At 71.5% G+C, this 16,179-nt stretch carries 17 protein-coding genes; all 17 read left to right on the top strand.

Annotated elements, in window-relative coordinates:
• On the top strand, positions 1-791 hold a 791-nt coding region (locus E4P38_RS21430), incomplete at its 5' end, for a flagellar hook-length control protein FliK (RefSeq protein WP_135134021.1).
• Positions 792-806: 15 nt separating this feature from the next.
• Entirely contained in the window at positions 807-1,247 is a 441-nt protein-coding gene (locus E4P38_RS21425; RefSeq protein WP_135134020.1) for a flagellar hook capping FlgD N-terminal domain-containing protein, read from the top strand.
• A gap of 66 nt (positions 1,248-1,313) precedes the next feature.
• Positions 1,314-2,552 (top strand): flagellar hook protein FlgE, encoded by a 1,239-nt coding sequence (locus tag E4P38_RS21420; RefSeq protein ID WP_135134019.1) that lies wholly within the window; start codon positions 1,314-1,316, stop codon positions 2,550-2,552.
• Between the two features lie 185 nt (positions 2,553-2,737).
• Positions 2,738-3,031 carry a flagellar FlbD family protein gene (locus E4P38_RS21415; protein WP_135134018.1) on the top strand — a complete coding sequence of 98 codons (294 nt, stop codon included), beginning with the start codon at positions 2,738-2,740 and terminating at the stop codon, positions 3,029-3,031.
• A 4-nt stretch (positions 3,032-3,035) separates the two neighbouring features.
• A complete protein-coding gene (locus E4P38_RS21410) occupies positions 3,036-3,806 on the top strand; it encodes a flagellar motor protein (protein ID WP_135134017.1) in 771 nt (256 codons plus the stop codon).
• Positions 3,803-4,708 (top strand): flagellar motor protein MotB, encoded by a 906-nt coding sequence (locus E4P38_RS21405; protein ID WP_135134016.1) that lies wholly within the window; start codon positions 3,803-3,805, stop codon positions 4,706-4,708. The genes E4P38_RS21410 and E4P38_RS21405 overlap by 4 nt, the downstream gene beginning before the upstream one ends.
• Positions 4,705-5,145 carry a flagellar basal body-associated FliL family protein gene (locus E4P38_RS21400; RefSeq protein ID WP_135134015.1) on the top strand — a complete coding sequence of 147 codons (441 nt, stop codon included), beginning with the start codon at positions 4,705-4,707 and terminating at the stop codon, positions 5,143-5,145. Before E4P38_RS21405 ends, E4P38_RS21400 begins: the two co-directional genes overlap by 4 nt.
• Positions 5,146-5,242: 97 nt before the next feature.
• Complete coding sequence (locus E4P38_RS21395; protein WP_245161211.1) at positions 5,243-6,334, top strand: flagellar motor switch protein FliM; 1,092 nt, start codon at positions 5,243-5,245, stop codon at positions 6,332-6,334.
• The gene (gene fliN, locus E4P38_RS21390) at positions 6,331-7,077 is read left to right on the top strand and encodes a flagellar motor switch protein FliN (RefSeq protein WP_135134014.1); all 747 of its coding nucleotides are present in this window, start codon (positions 6,331-6,333) and stop codon (positions 7,075-7,077) included. Before E4P38_RS21395 ends, fliN begins: the two co-directional genes overlap by 4 nt.
• The gene (locus E4P38_RS21385) at positions 7,074-7,508 is read left to right on the top strand and encodes a flagellar biosynthetic protein FliO (protein WP_135134013.1); all 435 of its coding nucleotides are present in this window, start codon (positions 7,074-7,076) and stop codon (positions 7,506-7,508) included. The genes fliN and E4P38_RS21385 overlap by 4 nt, the downstream gene beginning before the upstream one ends.
• Complete coding sequence (fliP, locus tag E4P38_RS21380) at positions 7,505-8,368, top strand: flagellar type III secretion system pore protein FliP (protein ID WP_135134012.1); 864 nt, start codon at positions 7,505-7,507, stop codon at positions 8,366-8,368. Before E4P38_RS21385 ends, fliP begins: the two co-directional genes overlap by 4 nt.
• A gap of 79 nt (positions 8,369-8,447) precedes the next feature.
• Positions 8,448-8,723, top strand: a complete 276-nt coding sequence (gene fliQ, locus E4P38_RS21375; protein ID WP_135134011.1) for a flagellar biosynthesis protein FliQ — start codon at positions 8,448-8,450, stop codon at positions 8,721-8,723.
• A 7-nt stretch (positions 8,724-8,730) separates the two neighbouring features.
• Positions 8,731-9,495: a flagellar biosynthetic protein FliR gene (fliR, locus tag E4P38_RS21370; protein WP_135134010.1), complete on the top strand. Its 765-nt coding sequence runs from the start codon at positions 8,731-8,733 to the stop codon at positions 9,493-9,495.
• Between the two features lie 14 nt (positions 9,496-9,509).
• A complete protein-coding gene (locus tag E4P38_RS21365) occupies positions 9,510-10,652 on the top strand; it encodes an EscU/YscU/HrcU family type III secretion system export apparatus switch protein (protein WP_135134009.1) in 1,143 nt (380 codons plus the stop codon).
• A gap of 131 nt (positions 10,653-10,783) precedes the next feature.
• Positions 10,784-12,829, top strand: a complete 2,046-nt coding sequence (gene flhA, locus E4P38_RS21360) for a flagellar biosynthesis protein FlhA (RefSeq protein WP_135134008.1) — start codon at positions 10,784-10,786, stop codon at positions 12,827-12,829.
• Positions 12,810-15,854 carry a hypothetical protein gene (locus E4P38_RS21355; protein WP_135134007.1) on the top strand — a complete coding sequence of 1,015 codons (3,045 nt, stop codon included), beginning with the start codon at positions 12,810-12,812 and terminating at the stop codon, positions 15,852-15,854. Before flhA ends, E4P38_RS21355 begins: the two co-directional genes overlap by 20 nt.
• The gene (locus E4P38_RS21350) at positions 15,851-16,105 is read left to right on the top strand and encodes a hypothetical protein (protein ID WP_135134006.1); all 255 of its coding nucleotides are present in this window, start codon (positions 15,851-15,853) and stop codon (positions 16,103-16,105) included. Before E4P38_RS21355 ends, E4P38_RS21350 begins: the two co-directional genes overlap by 4 nt.
• Positions 16,106-16,179: the final 74 nt, after the last annotated feature.

The raw sequence follows: 16,179 nt of genomic DNA, 5'->3' as shown, positions 1-16,179 counted from the left end.
CGGTCCCGGCCGCCGCCGTGGCCGCCGCTCCCGCAGCCGCGAGCGATGCCGGGGCGCCCGACAGCGCCGCGACGACGTCTCCCGCATCGGCAGTGCCCACCACGTCGGCCGGAGGGGCGCAGTCCTCGGGTACCGGGAGCTCGTCCCAGCAGGGCGCGGCGGACGGCGGCGCCAGTCAGGCCGCCGTCCCGATCGTCCCCTCGGGCACGCCGGCGCCGGCCGTCTCCCTCGCGGCCCCGGTGGGTGACGCCGAGGGCGCCACCGGCGCCTCGGCCGCCCAGCCCGTCGGCTCGCAGGTCGCACGTCAGGTCGCCGTCCTCCGGGGCGGCCCGGACGGCGCGCACACGATGACCCTCGTCCTGACTCCCGACACGCTCGGCCCCGTGGAGGTCCAGGTGACCCTGTCGAAGGGCGCCGTCGACCTCACCCTGCGGGGTGCCCACGAGCACGGGCGGGCGGCGCTCCTCGACGCGCTCCCCGACCTGCGCCGCGACCTCGAGGCCGCCGGCCTGACGACGTCCCGCCTGGAGGTCGACCGCGACAGCGGCGGCGCCTGGCTGGACCGGCACAGCGCCCAGCAGCAGGCCCAGCAACAGGCCCAGCAACAGGCCCAGCAACAGGCCCAGCAACAGGCCATGGCCCAGCAGCAGGGCTTCGGCGACCGCGGCAACGAGCAGGACCGGGCCGAGGGCCGGTCACGACCCTGGGGCGGCCCTGCCGATACCGGAGGCAGTGGGTCCACCTCGCCCGCCAACCGATCCACGTCGTCCGGCGTGGACTACCGCGTCTGAGAAGGAGACCGACCGATGCCGGACGCAGTGAGCGGAACGACCGGGACCACCTACACCCCCGGGGCCAGCACGACGGTGGAACGCAAGGACCAGGGCAGTCAGAAGGACATGTTCCTGAAGCTCCTCGTGGCCCAGATGAAGTACCAGGACCCGGCCAACCCGGCGAGCAGCAGCGAGTTCATGGCGCAGACGGCGACCTTCACCCAGGTGGAGAAGCTGGAGGAGATCGCTGCCCAGAACGCCTCGCTCCTCGCGCTGCAGCGATCGAGCAGCGCCGGCGCGCTCGTGGGCCGCACAGTCAGCTACACCGACGAGAACGGCGCGACGAAGAGCGGACTGGTCACCTCGGTCCGGCTCGGCACCGACACGAAGGAAGCTACCGCGATGGTCGGTGGTGTCTCCGTCTCGATGGGCCGCATCACCGAAGTCGCCAGCACCTCGACGCCGAGCGCCTGACCGACGTCCCCATCCCTCCCCACTCCCCCGCCGCCCGGCGACCCCACACCTGAGGAGTTCCTCCCCATGCTTCGTTCCATGTTCTCGGCCATCTCCGGCCTGCGCGCGCACCAGACCAAGATGGACGTCACCGGCAACAACATCGCCAACGTCAACACGGTCGGCTTCAAGGGCAGCCAGACCGTCTTCCAGGACACCCTGTCCCAGATCATCCGGGCCGGTGGCACCCCCGCCGCGGACCGCGGCGGCACGAACCCGGCGCAGGTCGGTCTCGGCGTCAAGGTCGCGGCGACCACCACCAACTGGACGCAGGGCGCCACCCAGAACACCGGCCGCTCGACGGACTTCATGATCGAAGGTGACGGCTTCTTCGTCACGCGAGCGGGCAACGAGGAGCTGTACACCCGCGCGGGCTCGTTCGACTTCGACGGCGAGGGCAAGCTCGTCGCGCCGAACGGCGCGATCCTGCAGGGCTGGATGGCCGACGCGAACGGCGTGGTCAACACCAACGGCCCCGCGGGCGACCTCTCGGTGCCCTACGGCCAGGTCGTCAGCCCGAAGCAGACGACGACCGGGAGCGTCGAGGGCAACCTGCCCGCCGGCGCAGTGACCGGCACGACGTTCCAGACCAACGCCGTGATGTACGACAGCCAGGGCGTGGCGCAGAAGGTGTTCTACAACTTCACGAAGGCAGCTGCGGCCGACACCTGGACCCTCGACATCCAGGCGGAGAAGGGCAACACCGCACTGGTCACCGGTGCCAGCGTCGTGTTCAACAGCTCCGGCGTCATGACCACCCCGGCGGCCCCGGGCAACCTCACGCCGTTCGTCCCGCCGGCCGCGACCTTCCCGGGCTGGACCGGGCCGGTCACGATCAACCTGTCCGGCATGAGCCAGTTCGGCGGCGCCGCCAACCTCGTCGCGCCGGAGCCCAACGGGTACGCGCTGGGTTCGCTGCAGTCCTTCCAGCTCGGCAACGACGGCACGATCACCGGCGTCTACTCCAACGGCCTGATGCAGCCCCTGGGCAAGCTGGCCCTCGCCTCGTTCAACAACCCCAGCGGGCTGGAGAAGTCGGGGAGCACCTCGTTCCGGGTCGGCGTCAACTCGGGCGTGGCGATGGTCGGCGTGGCCGGTTCCGGTGGCCGCGGCGAGCTCGTGTCCGGGGCGCTGGAGATGTCGAACGTCGACCTCGCCGAGGAGTTCACCGGCCTCATCGTCGCGCAGCGCGGCTTCCAGGCGAACAGCCGCGTGATCACCAGCTCCGACGAGATCCTCCAGGACCTGGTCAACCTCAAGCGCTGAGTAAGGACCTCCCTCCTCCCCACCACTCGCTCGCTCGTGGCGGGCCCCTGGAGGGCGGCCGTCGCGGCCCGGTTACCCCTGCGGGTGCCCGGGCCGCGGCTGTTCGGCTCAAGGAAAGCCCCTGGTGAGCCGAAGAGAACAGTGAATCCCCCGCCCTCGCACCCCCCGAGCAAGAGGACCGAACCGTGATCCGTGTGACGCGCCTGAACGGAGAGCAGTTCGCGCTCAACCCCGACCTGATCGAGCGGGTCGAGGGCCACCCCGACACGGTCGCCTTCCTCGTTGACGGCACCAAGTACGTGGTGAAGGAGAGCGTGGACGAGGTGCTCGACGAGATCCGCGAGTACCGCGCCGGCATCCTCGCCACGTCCTACGAGATGGACCGCGGCGAGTACCGCACGGTCGTCCCCGACGAGGAGCCCACCGGCGTCGCCGCTGTGTCCTCCGTCGTCCCGTTCCCGAGCCGAGAGGAGCGCTGATCCCATGGATCCGGCGACTCTGATCGGCATCGTGCTGGGGATCGGTTCCCTCCTGGCGCTGATGATCATGGAGGGCTCCAGCCCCATGGCCATCGTGCTGGTGCCGCCCCTGATCCTCGTCTTCGGCGGCACCTTCGGTGCGGCCATCGCGGGCTCGGCCATGGCCGACGTGAAGAAGATCGGCGGCTGGTTCAAGCAGGCCCTCCTTCCCCCGCAGGTCCCGCCGGTGTCCGACCGCATCGCCACCCTCGTCAGCCTCGCCGAGAAGGCCCGCAAGGAAGGCCTCCTCGCCCTCGAGGCGCAGGTCAAGGACATCGACGACCCGTTCCTCAAGCGCGGTCTGCAGATGGGTATCGACGGCACCGACCCCGAGGAACTGCGCCAGGTCCTCGAAGGCGAGATCACCGCCAAGAAGGCCGAGGACAAGGTCGCCGCCAAGTTCTTCGTCGCCATGGGCGGCTACGCGCCGACGATCGGCATCATCGGCACCGTCGTCGGCCTGATCCACGTGCTGGAGAACCTCTCCAGCCCCGAGTCGCTCGGGCCGCTGATCGCCAGCGCCTTCGTCGCGACGCTCTGGGGCGTCCTCTCCGCCAACCTCTTCTGGCTGCCCATGGGCGCCAAGATCACGCGCATCAGCGAGCTGCAGGCCGCGCAGATGGAGCTCCTCGTCGAGGGGATCACCGAGATCCAGGCCGGCACCAGTCCGCGCGCCGTCCGGCAGAAGCTGACCGCACTCGTGCCACCGAGTGAGGTCGCGCGGGAGGCGGCATGAGCGGCTCCGCGCACCCGGGTCGCAAGCGCCCGAAGAAGCACGAGGAGGAGGAGCACGAGAACCACGAGCGGTGGCTGGTCTCCTACGCCGACATGGTCACCCTGCTCATGTGCCTCTTCATCGTGCTCTTCGCGATGAGCCAGGTCGACAAGGCCAAGTTCGCCGCCCTCTCGGCCGGCCTCTCGGCGAGCTTCGGAGCGCCCATCACCGCCCTCCCCGGCACGACCCCCGAGGGTTCGGTGCTGGACTCGCTGCCGGCACCGGCCGACATCGCCCAGGGCATCGCAGCCGGGGACAAGACCACCGAGACCCAGGTCGAGGCAGCCGCCGCGCAGGCTGCCCTCGAGCGCGCCCAGCGGGTGGCGAACGAGGCGCAGGGGGCCTACGACGACATGGCCGAGGCCAGGTCGAAGATCGACGCCGCCCTGGCAGCAGCCGGGTACACCGGTGCGGCCCGCTACGAGATCGACGAGCGCGGGCTGGTCGTCCACATCGTCGCTGACGCCGTCCTCTTCGACGCCGAGGAGGCGGAGCTGCGGCCGGAGGGCCGCCAGATCCTCGACGCGATGGCACCGACCCTGATCGCGCTGCCGAACGTGCTGCGCATCGAGGGCCACGCCAACCACCTGCCGGTCGACCCGAATGGGCCGTGGCCGTCGAACTGGGAGCTGTCGAGCTACCGCGCGAGCACCGTGCTCCGCTGGCTGGCCGGCGACGGCGTGCCGGAGCCGCGGATGTCGGCGACCGGCTACTCGTCCACCCGGCCGCTGGTGCCCGAGTCCGACCCCAACGCTCTGTCCGTCAACCGACGGGTCGACGTCGTCGTCCTGTCCAACGCCTCGGCAGAGGCCAATGCACTGCTGCCGGGTATCGAGGCCGCACATCGAGGAGTCACGCCATGAGCACCAAAGAGAAGGCCCCTGAGACCGACGAGGCCCCCGCCAAGGGCGGCAAGAAGAAGCTGCTGCTCATCCTGCTCGTGGTGATCCTCGCCGCGGCCGGTGCGGCCTACTTCTTCCTCTTCTCGGGATCCGCCGAGGCGGAGGAGCCGGTACCCGGCGAGGTCCTCGCCCTCGAGCCCGTGGCGGTCAACCTCGCCGGTGGGGGCTACCTGAAGATCGGGGTGGCCCTGCAGTTGGTCGAAGGCGTCGGCGGCGAGGCGGGCGGGCCTAACGGCTCCAAGGCGACCGACCTGATCATCTCCACGTTCTCGCAGGCGGCGCCGGCCGACGTGACCGGCGCCCGGGATGCCCTCAAGGAAGCCCTCCAGGAGAAGATCATCGAGGCCTACCACGATGAAGTGATGGGCATCTACTACACCGAGTACGTCACGCAGTAGCACACCCCGCACCACCCGTCACACCCCTCCCGAGTGACCGGCGGCGCCCCGGCGCCGCCGGTCAGGGTCGGTCCCGGTTCCGCCGATGAGGTGGAACGTGACCACGCCCGAGACCGGACCGGCCCCCAGTGAGCCGGACGCCCAGTCGCCGTCGGAGTCACTGGTCCCGCCCGCTGCCGCCCCCGAGCCCGCAGCCGCGCCCGAGGCCGCCGCAGCACCCGCGCCTGCGGCACCGGCCGCGCCCGCCGAGCGGCCGGTCACCACCGCGCCGGCGTCGGCAGCCCGCAGCCGCCGGAACGAGCCGCGGACCTACGACTTCCGCCGCCCGACGAAGCTCTCCCGTGAACACGTCCGGGTCCTGCAGATCGCGCAGGAGGCCTTCGCCCGGCAGGCGACCACGATCCTCACCACGTTCCTCCGCGCCGGGGCCCGGATCGAGCTCGTCGGGATCGAGCAGTTCTCCTACGACGACTACATCGTGACGCTGCCCAACCCCGTCTTCATCTCCACGTTCAGCCTGGAGCCGTCGGCCGGCAAGGGGATGCTGGCCTACCCGCTCGACATCGCCATGGCCATCGTCGACCACATGCTGGGCGGCTCCGGCGCTGCCGACCAGCCCAGCCGGCCGATGACGGCGATGGAGACCACCATCACCAACCACCTGCTGGACCGGCTGCTCGACGAGTTCGCCGCATCGTTCGCGACGATCACCGAGATCCAGCCCGCCCTGCTCGGCCACGAGTACAACCCTCAGCTGGCGCAGGCAGCCGCCGGGTCGGACACCGTGATGGTCGCCTCGTACACGATGTCGGTCGGCACCCGCGAGGGCGAGGCCACGCTCGTCCTGCCGTTCTCGTCGTTCGCCCAGGCGCTGAACAACGCCGCCTCCCCCCAGCTCTCGGAGACCGCCCTGGCCAAGCGCAAGCGGGCCACCGAGGCGCTCACCGCGCGCCTCAACCTGGTGCCGGTCGACGTGAGCGTGCGGTTCGCGCCGCTCACCGTGTCCTCGGCCGACCTGCTCTCCCTCGCCGTCGGTGACGTCCTGCTGCTCCGGCACCCCCCGGACGCCCCGCTCGAGGTCACCACCAACGACGTGACGTTCGCGTACGCGATCGCCAGCAATCACCGGCGCCGGCTCGCCGCCGCCATCGTCCCGACTCCGTACGCCGCCGCGAAGGACACCGCATGACTGCCGCCCGCACCGACTCGTCCCAGGACTCCCAGACCGTCTCCGCGGTGGTCACGGCCGCCGCCCGCGCCGCGGCCGCCCTGGTCCCCGCCACGGTCGAGCTCGTCCCCGGCACGCCGGTCAGCGACCCCGACAACGTCCCGCTGCCGCCCGGCGCCTCCTCGGCGGTGTCCGTCGGCCTCTCCGGCGAGGTCAGCGGCGACATGGTCCTCGTGATCTCCGCCGACGTCGTCGAGGCCCTGAACAACTCCCCCGTCGGCAAGATGGACGTCGCCTCCGCTCTCCGGCCGGCCCTCGAGGCCGCCGCCGCCACGCTCGGCCGGGTCCGCGTCGCCTCCGAGCGCATGGAGGAGCCGGTCGCCGCCCTGGACGGGCTGCGCGACAAGGGGATGTTCGTCGCCGTCCCGCTGCTCGCCGACGGTGAGCACCAGGCCACCTTCGCCCTGCAGGTGACCCTCCCGAACACGCGCGGCCAGCGCGGCAGCCTCGACCTCCTGCGGCACGTCGCGATGGAGGTGACCGTCGAGATCGGCCGTACCCGCATGACCGTGCAGGAGCTGCTCTCGCTGCACCCCGGCGAGGTCGTCGAGCTCGACCGCGCGGCGAGCGCTCCCGCCGACCTGCTGGTCAACGGCACGCTCATCGCCCGCGGTGAGGTCGTCGTCGTCGACGAGGACTTCGGCCTGCGGATCAGCGAGATCGTCACCGACGCCGCCGCCGAGCTGGGGGCGCAGACCGCATGACCTGGATGATCATCCGGCTGATCCTGTCCCTCGGGTTCATCGCCGTCGTGCTGCTCTACGCCGCGCGCCTGGCGAAGAAGAAGGGCCTCGGCCAGGGCAACGGCCTCATCGAGGTCGTCTCCCGCCAGCGCCTGGGCCGGTCCAGCACGGTCAACGTCGTCCGCATCGCCGACGTCGTCCTCGTCATCGGGGCCACCGAGGAGCAGGTCACCCTGCTCGCCGAGGTCGACGCCGAGGCGGTCGACGCCGCACTCGCCGAGCAGCGGGTGCCCTCGCCTCGGGCCGCCCCCGCCGCCGCCCTGCCCGGTGGCGTCGCCCCGGCACTCGTCGCCCGTACCTCGAGCGGCGCACTGGCCGGGTCGGTCTTCGACCGCGCCGGCTGGGGCACCTTCGTGCACCAGCTGCGTGAGCGGACGGTTCGCAAGCCATGACGGCCCCCGCGCGCCGCCCCGTGGCGGCCAGCAGCGGCATCAGGGCCCCGTCGACCCGTCGGCGCGCGGCCCTGGTGCTGCTGCTGGCCCTCCTGAGCTCCGTCGCCTTCGCCCTGCTGGCCGGCCCGGCCTCCGCCGCCCCGACCGCTCCGGTCGACCCGGTCGCGCCCGTCGCCCCGGTCGTCCCCGGCGACGGGGGCGTGGACATCTCCATCGGCGACGGCTCGCCGAGCACCTCGATCACCCTGATCCTCGCGATCACGGTCCTGTCGGTGGCGCCGTCGGTGCTGCTGCTCGCCACGTCGTTCACCAAGATCATCGTCGTCTTGGGGCTGACCCGGAACGCGCTCGGGCTGCCGTCGTCGCCGCCCAACCAGGTGCTGACCGGCATCGCGCTCTTCCTGACCCTGTTCGTCATGGGCCCGGTCTTCTCCGACATCAACGACGTCGCCGTGCAGCCCTACATGGACGGCACGATGACGGTCTCGCAGGCCTACGACTCCGGCGTCGTCCCGCTGCGGACGTTCCTCCTCGACAACACCCGCGAGGACGAGCTCAAGTTGATGATCGGGCTCTCCGGTGAAGAGGCTCCGGCCGACGAGTCCGAGGTCAGCATGACCACGCTGATCCCGGCGTTCGTGCTGTCGGAGCTCAAGAGCGCGTTCATCATCGGGCTGGTCATCTTCATCCCGTTCCTGGTGCTGGACATGCTGGTCAGCGCCTCGCTCATGGCGATGGGCATGATGATGGTGCCGCCGACGATCGTGTCGCTGCCCTTCAAGCTGCTGCTCTTCGTCGTCGTCGACGGCTGGGCGCTGATCACCACAGCCCTCGTGGGTTCCTACGGGGGGAGTGGCTAGTGATGAACGAGTTCGCGAGTTCACGAGACAACGCAGCAGCTCCGCGAACGCGGACGACGAGCGCCAGCGAGGAGTCCTCGTGAGCGATGCAGACGTCACCCAGATCGCGGCCCAGACGATGATGCTGGGCGCGAAGGTCGCCGCCCCCGTGCTGCTGACCGCCCTCCTCGTCGGCTTCCTGATCTCGCTGTTCCAGGCCGCGACCCAGATCCAGGAACCGACGCTGTCCTTCGTGCCGAAGATGATCGCCGTCGCGATCGCGCTGCTGGTCACGGGCAACTGGGTGCTCTCCGAACTGGTCAGCTTCACCCAGAGCCTGTTCGACCAGCTGCCACGGCTGCTCGACCGGACCTGAGGCCGCCATGGACCTCTCGGTCCCGGCGGTCACGCTGGCGGCGCTCCTGCTCGGGATGGCACGCGCCACCGGGTTCGTGCTGCTGGCCCCGCCGTTCAACTCCCGCTCGATCCCGGCGCCGGTCAAGGGCGCCTTCGCTCTCGCGCTGACCGTGCTGCTGTCGAACCAGATCGCACCCGGTCTGCCGGAGATCACGACCGGGTTCCTGCTGGTGACGGCGGTGACCGAGGTCGTCATCGGCGCAGCCCTCGGCTTCGTCGTCCAGGTGCTGTTCACCGCCGTGCAGATGGCCGGCGACCTGATCGACGTCACCGGTGGTTTCTCGCTGCAGCCGGCCTACGACCCGCTGGCCATGACCCAGAACGCGACGATCGGCCGCCTGCACTACCTGCTCGCCATCACCCTGCTGTTCACCAGCGGTGGCCACCTGCTGATCGTCAAGGGCTTCGCGACGTCCTACGTCGGCCTGCCCGTCGGCGGGGACGTGCCCACCGACCAGCTGGCGTCGGTGCTGTTGACGGCGTTCTCGATGATGTTCCTGGCCGCGCTGCAGATCGCCGGCCCGATGGTCGCCGTCCTGCTGCTGGCCGACGTCGCGCTGGCCCTGCTGAGCCGTGCCGCGCCGGCGCTGAACATCTTCGCCATCGGATTCCCGGTCAAGATCATGCTGACGCTCACGATGCTCGGCCTGACCTTCCCGCTCCTCCCGCCGGCGCTCGACGCGCTGCTGGAACAGGCGACCCGCGCCATGGTCTCGCTGAAGGGCGGCTGACATGGCCGTGACCCATGTCTAAGGACGGACCGGGCGGTGAGAAGACCGAGAAGCCCACTCCCCAGCGCCTGAAGAAGGCGCGCAAGGAAGGGCAGATCCCGCGAACCCAGGAGCTGGGGACGTGGCTCGGTGTCGCGGCCGCGAGCGCGCTGCTGCCGATGCTGGTGAGCAACGCGTTCGAGGCCGTCCAGAAGATGTTCGTGCAGATCGGGTCCGTGGCCTCGGATCCGGAGCCCGCCGCGCTCTCCGTGCTCATGGGTCAGGCGCTGACCGCCTTCATGACCACGATCCTGCCGATGGCCGTCGGGATGATGCTGGTCGGCACCGTCGCCTCCGCCGCCCAGGGCGGCGTCACCCTTGCGACGAAGGGGATGAAGCCGACCCTGAAGAAGCTCAACCCCTTCCCCGGCATCAAGCGCATGTTCGGCACCCAGGGCATCTGGGAGGCGGCCAAGGCACTGATCAAGACGGCGGCGCTCGGGACGGTCGTGATCGTGACCAGCGACCGCGCCCAGTCGCTGGTGGCCTCCTCCGGCTCGCTGCCGCTGTCGGTGGTGGCCGCGACGTTCACCGACTCCGCCATCCTGATGTTCCGGGTCGTCGCCGTCACCGGCCTGATCATCGCGATCGCCGACTACGTCGTCGTCCGGATGAAGACGATGAAGAAGCTCAAGATGAGCAAGTACGAGATCACCCAGGAGCACAAGCAGGCCGAGGGCGACCCGTACATGAAGGCCCACCGCCGCGGGGTGGCCCTGTCGATGTCGCGGAACCGGATGATGAGCGACGCCGCCGAGGCCGACGTCCTGCTGGTGAACCCCACCCATGTGGCCGTCGCCCTGAAGTACGACCCGGCGAGGGGCGCACCCCGGGTGGTGGCGAAGGGGGCCGGCGAGGTGGCCACCAAGCTGCGCGCCATCGCCCAGGAGAACCGCGTTCCCATGGTCCAGGACATCCCCCTGGCCCGCGCCCTGCACGCGTCCTGCGAGCTCGGCCAGGAGGTGCCCGCCCAGCTGTTCACGGCCGTCGCCCGCATCCTCGCCTTCGTCATGCACCTGGGTGCGCGCGGGGTGAAGGGCGGCTTCCACCGCCCGGGCTTCGAGGCGCCAGCACTGGACGGACTACCCAAGGCGGGACGACGCCGCGTGGCCGCATAGGGCGAGATGTGCCCGCTGGACGGGCGTCTTAGGGCGACTGTGCACAGCTGATCGCTGGTACCGGCGGTGCACCCGGCTGCCGATGAGGAGAATGTGAACCTGCGTCCGTCGTCCCCGCGCGGGGTGGACGCATGAAGGGCATGAGCAAGATGGCCGTCCCCATCGGGGTCGTCGCCATCGTCCTCATGCTGGTGGTGCCGCTGCCGGCCGCCGTCCTGGACCTGCTGCTCGGCCTGAACATCACCGCGTCGCTGCTGATCCTGCTGGTGTCGATGCAGATCAGGCGGCCGCTGGACTTCGCCGTCTTCCCGTCGCTGATCCTCATCGCGACGCTGTTCCGGCTGTCGCTGAACGTCTCTTCGACCCGACTCGTGCTCACCGACGGCTACGCGGGCAAGGTCATCGAGGCGTTCGGCCACTTCGTGATCGGCGGCTCTCTGGTCGTCGGCCTCGTGATCTTCGTGATCCTGACGATCATCCAGTTCGTCGTCATCACCAACGGTGCCGGCCGCGTGGCCGAGGTCGGCGCCCGCTTCACCCTCGACGCCATGCCCGGCAAGCAGATGGCGATCGACGCCGACCTCAACGCCGGCCTGATCAACGAGGCCCAGGCGCGCAAGCGCCGCTACGAGGTCACCGCCGAGGCCGACTTCTACGGCTCGATGGACGGTGCGTCGAAGTTCGTCAAGGGCGACGCGATCGCGGCCATCATCATCACGCTGATCAACCTGATCGGCGGCTTCGCCATCGGCGTCATGCAGCGGGGCATGGCCCCCGCCGACGCCGTCTCGACGTTCTCACTGCTGACCGTGGGCGACGGCCTGGTCTCGCAGATCCCCGCCCTGCTGCTCTCGACCGCGACCGGCATCATCGTCACCCGGTCGGCCACCGAGGGCGACATGGGCACCGACCTGATCGCCCAGCTCGGCCGGTTCAAGCAGCCCATCCGCATCGCCGGCGGCGCGGCCATCGCCATGTGCCTCATCCCCGGCCTGCCGAAGCTGCCCTTCCTCATCATCGGTGCCGGCTTCCTGATCATGGCCTCGCGGATGTCGGAGACGCCGATCGTCGACGACGAGGCCGAGGCAGAGGCCCTGGCGCTGGAGAACGAGCCGAAGCCGGACTCCCCCGAGGCCATCGCCGAGAAGATGCGGGTCGACCCGCTGGAGCTCGAGGTCGCCTTCGACCTGGTGGAGCTCGTCGACCCGACCCGCGGCGGCGACCTGCTCGACCGGGTCAAGGCACTGCGCCGCAAGGTCGCGATGGAGACCGGTCTGGTGATCCCGCTTGTCCGCACCCGCGACAACCTGGACCTCCCGGGCTCGCAGTACGTCATCTGGCTCAACGGCGTTCCGGCGGCCAAGGGCATCTCGCCCGCGGGCACCGTCCTGGCCATCGGCGACAACCTCGACGGCCTGCCCGGCAAGGCCACCCGCGAGCCGGTCTTCGGCCTGGCCGCGAAGTGGGTGCCGGTGGAGCTGCAGCGGCAGGCGGAGATGGCCGGCGCGACCGTCGTCGACCGCTCGTCGGTCATCACGACCCACCTGGCCGAGGTCGTCCGCCAGAACGCCGCCGACCTCCTCGGGCGCGAGGACGTGCGCCTCCTGGTGGAGATGGTCCGCCGGACGCACCCCGTCGTGGTCGAGGAACTGACCCCCACTCTGCTCACCCTGGGAGAGGTGCAACGCGTGTTGCACGCGTTGCTCGATGAGGGTGTGTCGATCCGGGACCTGGTGCGCATCTTCGAGGCACTCTCTGTACGTGCAAAGACGTCCACCGATCTCGACGGTCTCGTCGAGGCGGCCCGGGCGGCTCTGGGCTCGGCGATCAGCCATCCGTACGTGACGCCCGACGAGCGCCTCCACGTCTTCACGCTCGACCCGGGCTTCGAGCAGCGCCTGCTCGAGTCGGTCCGGCAGAGCGACGCCGGTGTGGTGCTGGCCCTCGACGCCGGAGCCATCGACGCCCTGGTGCACGGCTGCTCCGGCCTGCTCGAGGAGGCCGAGCGATCGGGCTTCTCCCCCGTGCTCGTCTGCTCGCCCCAGGTCCGGGCCGCCCTGGCACGCCTGATGCGGCAGGTTCTTCCCCGGCTTCCGGTGATCTCCTATGCCGAGGTCTCCCGGACAGCACAGATCGAATCGCTGGGAGTTGTGAGCGGTGCCGTTGCGATCCGTTGAGGCCGCCACGCGCGACGACGCGATCGCCGCGGCGCGCGAGCAGTTCGGCCCGTCCGCACGCGTGGTCGGCGTCCGCCGGGTGCGTTCCGGTGGGGTGCTCGGCTTCTTCGCGACCGAGCGCTACGTGGCCGAGGTGGCGCCGGACCTGACCAACCGGCCCGCCGTCCCCGCCGTCAGCTCGCCCGCCGAAGCGCTCTCCGACGACGTCCCCGCGGACTTCTCCTCGCCGTTGGCCTCGGCTGCGCCGGCGCGCGCCCGCGCCGCGGCTCCCGCCCGCAACGGAGCCGCCGCGTGGGCCGCGGAGGCCGTCCGCTCCACGGACACCCCCTCGTCGACCCGCACCTCGACTGCGGCCCCGTCGTCCTCGTCCACTTGGTCCGCTGCACCGGCCGCGCGCTCGTCCGCACCTGCGTGGCAGTCCACTCCGGCCGCTGCGGCGCCGGCCAAGCGGCCCGCTCCGGTCGAGGACGACCGCGTCAGCGAGCTCGCGGCCCTCCTGACCGCCAAGCAGGCCGAGGCGGACACCCCGGCCTACGCCCGCTCCACGTTCCCGCGCGCCTCTTTCCCGCGCACGGGTCCGACGTCCTCCTTCGACGGCGACGTGCCGGCCACGCCCTTCGGCCGGGACGCCGACAAGCGCGTCATCCCCGCCGACGTCCTGGATGCCCCGTCCCCGTTCACCGCCGCGCTCGCGCGGATGGTCGCCGGCGACCGGGACGTGCAGCAGGCGGTCGAGGAAGCACTGGTTCGACCCGGAACGGCGCGCCCCGGCGCCGACGCCGAGCCCCGGCCGTCCCGGCCCGGGCGAACTGCAGAGTCATCGGTGTCGTCGCCTGCGACGCGCCAGGAGGAGGAAACGGTGGGAGATCAGGTCATCGCGCCCTCCTCGAGCATGACCCAGACGGTGGAGGTGCCCACGTGGGCCGCCGAGCCCGACGTCGCGACGGCGTCGGTCTCCTCGCGCGAGGAGGCGATCGCCGAGGTGCTGCGCTCCGCCCTTGCGCAGGGGCACTCCGACGAGGCGCTCGCCGGCATCCTCCGCAAGGTGCTCGCCGGCGCCTCGCCGCAGACGGCGCTCACCACTCCGGACGCCGACGCGGCGGTGACGCCGCAGGTCGTGCTCGAGAACAACGTCCTCCAGGACCTTCCCGCGAGCCCGGCCGTGACGTTCGCCGTCCCTGAGGTGGCCGTCCCTGAGGTGGCCGTCCCCGAGGCCGCCGTGCCGCAGTTCGTCGCGCCCGAGGTCGTTGTCGAGCCCGTGACTGCCGAGTACGTCGAGGACGTCGCCTTCGAGGACGTCGCCGTCGAGACCCCCGCGATCGAGCAGCCCACCGCCGAGTCCCCCGCTCCCGAGGTCGTCGTCCCGGAGGTCGTCATGCCGGAGCCCGCCGCCGCCGCGTTCGAGGTGCCCGTGTTCGAGGCGCCGGTCCACGAGGCCCCGATCTTCGAGGTCCCCATGTTCGAGTCCCGCACCGCCGCACCCGTCGAGACGTCCGGCATGTTCGCGTCCGCCCCCGCGGCGCGGCCGCCCTCCCCCGCGTGGGTGGCTGCGCCGGCCACCAACATGTGGGGTCCCCCGTCGATGTCGGCGACGCTGTGGGGCGAGCCCGTCGCGCCGGCCGCGACGATCCCCGCGCCCATCTGGGCCGAGGTGGCGTCGGGTGAGACGAGCGCCCCCTCGGTCGAGGCGTTCCTGTTCGACGAGCCGGTGGACGAGGTCGCGGAGGAGTCCGACGCCCCGGAAGCCGACGCCCCGGAAGCCGTCGTCGAGGAGGAGCCCGAGGTCGTCGCCGAGTCCGAGGTCGAGGAGCCCATCGAGGAGGAGCTCGCCGAGGCGGTCGCCGAGGAGCTGGCTCCCTTCCTGGCCCGCACCGCCAGCGACCCGGCCCCGATGATGTCGTTCGACTCCACGACCGTCATGCCTCCGCTGTCGCTGCTTCCGCCGCTCCCCGGGTCCCGTGGCCGAGGGCGCCCGCCGGTGCCGCCGGCGCCGTCCCGTCGCGCCGTTCCGCCGCCGGCCGCTCCCGCGGCGAAGGCCCTCGCTGCCACGCCCCCCGCCCCGACGGCGCCGGCCGTCGAGCCGGCCGCCCCGGAGACCGACGCCCCCGTCGTCCCGGCCGCCGAGGACGTGTGGGCACCCCTTCCCGCGCCGGCCCAGCCGGCACCGAGCCGGCTGCTGGCCACCGTGACCCGGCTGCCGGTCGCACCGCTCATGGCGAGCCCGGAGGTCCCCGAGTTCCCCGAGCACCTCTTCGAGCCCGCGGCGCCGGTCACTACGACCGCCACCGCCACCGCCACCGTCGCCGTCGCCGAGCCGGTTGCTTCCGCCCCGGGCACCCCTGCGGCGCCCGCCACGGGTGAGGTCGCCGACCGGCTCGTCGAGCTCGGCGTGCCCCGCGCCCTCCTCGGCGCGACCTTCGCCGACGCCGTCGCCGAGATGGGCACCTACGCCGCACTGACCCGCGCGCTGGCCCTCCACCTCCCGACGGTCCCGGAGCTGCCCACCGGTGCCGGCGAGGTCCTGTTCGTGGTCGGCCCTGGCATCGAGACCCTGCGCGCGGCCCAGACGCTCGCGGCCTCGCTGCGGCTGGACCCCGACCGCGTGCAGTGGGCCACCCGCGGCGACCTCGCCGGCCTCGCGCCCGAGAGCAGCCGCGTCACCACGGTCGGTGCCGCGATCACCCGACGTCAGGACGCCGACATCGCCGGCACCGTGACGATCGTCGCCGTCGACGCCCCGATGCGCACCGACGCGTACTGGACGGCGCAGATGATGGCCATCTGGACGCCGGTCGCGGTCTGGGCGGTCGTCGAGGCCACCCGCAAGCCCGAGGACCTCGAGCCGTGGATCGACGGGCTGCCGCAGGTCGACGCGCTCATCGTCCAGGACACCGACCTCAGCGCCGACCCGGCCGCCGTGCTCCGCCGCGTGGATGCCCCCGTCGCCCTCATCGACGGCGCCCGCGCGACGCCGCACCGCTGGGCCTCGCTCCTCTGTGAGCGGCTGGAGAACCCGCAGACATGAGCCCCTTCCGCTGGGACGTCCTCCTCGTCGGGTTCGTACTGGCCCTGCCCGTGCTCGCGCTCGGGCTGCGTGGAGATCTCACGACCGAGGAAATGATGATCCGGCTGCCCTGGTGCCTCGCGGCCGGCTGGGGTGCGGTCGCGCTGCTGAAGTACGCGAGCACGCCGCGCACCCCCGTCAAGCCGGCCAGGTCGGGCGCACGCCCCACGGCCCCGTCCGCAGCCGCGGCCGACGAGCCCGCAGCCGACTGACCCGACACGTCGTCCCGAGCCCGTCGCTCTAGCGCCCTTTCCGGTGCTCCAGCGCCGTTGCAACACCGCGAGAG

The sequence above is a fragment of the Blastococcus sp. CT_GayMR16 genome (genome assembly GCF_004570875.1).
GTDB lineage: Bacteria > Actinomycetota > Actinomycetes > Mycobacteriales > Geodermatophilaceae > Blastococcus_B.
The sequence above is the reverse complement of the archived record's forward strand: the minus strand, read 5'-3'. Positions and strand labels throughout refer to the sequence as shown.